The sequence below is a fragment of the Nostoc sp. 'Peltigera membranacea cyanobiont' 213 genome, from assembly GCF_002245975.1.
GTDB lineage: Bacteria > Cyanobacteriota > Cyanobacteriia > Cyanobacteriales > Nostocaceae > Nostoc.
Window position 1 is genome coordinate 1 of record NZ_NOLI01000315.1, and the last position, 2,845, is coordinate 2,845.

At 41.7% G+C, this 2,845-nt stretch carries 2 protein-coding genes and 1 pseudogene; 2 read left to right on the forward strand and 1 reads right to left on the reverse strand.

The features are described 5' to 3' along the window. Positions 1 to 336: DUF3854 domain-containing protein (locus CDG77_RS34465; RefSeq protein ID WP_442946466.1), on the forward strand; the 336-nt coding region annotated here is incomplete at its 5' end. A gap of 288 nt (positions 337 to 624) precedes the next feature. Here CDG77_RS34465 and CDG77_RS34470 read toward each other — a convergent pair. Beyond that, positions 625 to 1,869 carry an IS4 family transposase gene (locus tag CDG77_RS34470; protein ID WP_223270158.1) on the reverse strand — a complete coding sequence of 415 codons (1,245 nt, stop codon included), beginning with the start codon at positions 1,867 to 1,869 and terminating at the stop codon, positions 625 to 627. 223 nt (positions 1,870 to 2,092) lie between these two features. Between CDG77_RS34470 and CDG77_RS34475 the strand changes: the two are divergent. Further along, positions 2,093 to 2,767: pseudogene (locus CDG77_RS34475) on the forward strand (DEAD/DEAH box helicase family protein); the annotation flags it as partial. Positions 2,768 to 2,845: the final 78 nt, after the last annotated feature.

Here is a 2,845-nt window from a genome sequence, read left to right on the forward strand (position 1 = left end):
GACTTGCAGCATCCTGGTGGATTTTGGCACTGGGTTTGGCAGCATAATGTACCAGTGACAATTGTAGAAGGTGTCAAAAAAGCAGGGGCGTTATTAACTGCGGGTTATGCTGCGATCGCAATTCCGGGAGTAAACGCTGGATACCGCACACCTACTGATGAGTACGGTACTGCCATCGGTAAGCCAAACCTCATCCCAGACCTGAAACATTTCGCAACAGAGGGAAGACACGTTAACATTTGCTTTGACAGTGATACTAAACCGAATGGCACTAAGATAAGCGCAAACCCCTGCTATTACTGGTTTTTGGGTATAGGGTCTAGGGTGTGGGGTTAAGGGTTGGAAGAAGATGTTGTTCTATTTGATGCGCTAAAATTCAATTTTATTAACACTACCCCCAACACCCTACCCCCAACACCCTCCCCTGACTAGGTTTCATCTTTTCTTAGTGCCATTCCACTTTACTCAAAGTTATTGCTCACAAAGCTGTTCCTGACCGTCCTGCTAGAAACGAACCACGAGTCCGTAAACGCCGCCCGAAAGCTTATCCCTTGATGACCAAACCCCGGCACGAGTTACGAAAGCAGTTGCAAACTGCTTAATACACAAGCGTTTTGGCTTTTCTTAGTGCCATTCGAGTAAAGTGCGATAAATTTTAAGACGTTTTGTTGAAATTGCAGCTAACAATTCGGGAATAAAGTTATTTAAATGATGGCGAGTACCTTGTAAAGACAATCGCAACGGCGGAGTACTGTAAGTAGTGCCTGCCGACCACATCAAACTACGAAGTAAATTGTAGGCAAGTAAATAAACGTAAATTTCTTTGCGTACCATTGAGGGAGTTTTACAGCGCAAAACATCCATACCCAAGGTAGTTTTTATATGTCTTAAATCTAATTCAACATCCCAGCGTTGGCCATAAAGTCCAACAATTGCCAAAGTAGAATAAGTTCCTTCATCTAAAAGAGTAGTAATTAAGCTAACTTGTTGAGTCCGAAAACCAGGAATAACAATATAATAGTAAATCTCTCGCACAGTTATGGAAGGAGGTAAAGCATTAAATTCATCTTTATTCAATCCTTTTGAGCAAGTTTTCGGCTTATACCAAGTAACTAATTTGTCGCAATCTCCAACAATTTTACCTTTTCGCATAGCTGTTGTTCGAGATTGATGCTTCCGAAATACAGCATCACAATTAATATTTTTGATAGTAAACATATCGGCGTAAGCACAAAAAGCTCTATCCCCTACAAGTACATCATTGGGTTTGAGAAAACTGTACAGGTTTCTGGCTAATTTAATATCATGAGTGTTCAGAACATCTATACACAAAGCGACAGCGGCTCCCGTCGCTAAACTGAATATCACGCCAATCTTCGCAATTGGAAACCCACATCCAGCTTTTTGAGTCTTTGGTTGAGGGTATGCTTTTTGGTTTTCCACAGTGTCAGGCATGGAGACAGTTGACCCATCTATCACTTTCACATTTCGACCACACCATAAATGTTCTGTTCCTAGCTTTTCTTCTAAGCTTTGTCCAACCTGACTAAAAAGTTTTTCTAAAAACTTTTCTGGTAATCTAGACCGCGCTTGACAATAAGCGCTTGTGTCAGTTGATGGAATTTCTACTCCTTGCCCAGCCAAATAAGCAATGACTTTACTCACTGCATTATGGCAACTTTTATCAGTATCCAAAACCTGAGCTAAAAACGCCCAAAGCGTTACTATTGGGTCAAATAATCGCTGATAGTATCTAATTTTTAGCTCCGAGAGTGCTTGCTCAATTACGCTTGCTGGTAACAGTTCTTTAAAAGGTAATCCCAAATATGAATTAAATTTATCCTTGAGAATTTGTACTCGCAGTGTCACAGTAGTATTTATGTTGTTGGCTTATTCGTATCAATGAAAGTATTTCATAAACGAGTAAGCTTTTCCTATCTAAAAAGTTTTTGGACACCGCGTACATTATCGCCCCATCCATGAAGCTCTATCTGATCCGGGAGCGATCGCTCGACCTGCCCACTCACTGTTCATTGATTAAAATTTGAAATCCTTATCTCATATAGCTTGTAGCTTTTCTTAGTGCCATTCCGCTCTCAACCAAAGATTTTTGGGACAGCTTCTCGTTCCCGAAGGTGAAAAGCTGATAATCCTCAAAGCCCCCAAAGGCACTGGTAAAACCGAATGGCTGGCAACTGAGGTGGCGAAAGCACACGACCAAGAAAGACGGGTATTAATCATCACCCATCGGATTCAACTTGGTGAGGCATTATGCGATCGCTTCGGTGTTAACTATGTGACTGAAGTCCACACCTCAGAAACAGGCACATTATTAGGATACGGGGTGTGCGTTGATTCGCTGCATCAAGAAAGTCAGGCGCGATTCAACCCCAATGACTGGTCAAATGATGTAATTATTATTGATGAATGTGACCAAGTTTTCTGGCATTTACTTAACTCTGGTACGGAGGTTGCTAAACGTCGGGTATCGGTTCTAAAAAACCTCAAACAACTGGTACAAAATGTTCTCGGTAGCGAACACGGCAAGATTTACCTATCTTCTGCTGATGTTTCCGATACTGATGTCAAATACGTTCTTTCTCTTGCTGGAGAATATCGTGTTAACCCATTCGTCATCGTCAATAATTATCGGCACGTAGCTGGCAATTGTTACAACTATTCTGGTAGTAACCCGAAGAATCTCATCGCGGCACTCGACAAAGCGATATCCATTGGGGGGCATCATCTATTGTGCTGTTCTGCTCAAACCCACATTCCGCACCCTAACTGTCACAAAGGGGTTTTTACGGAGGATTTTTCTCGATAAAAAGAGTAAAATCAGACA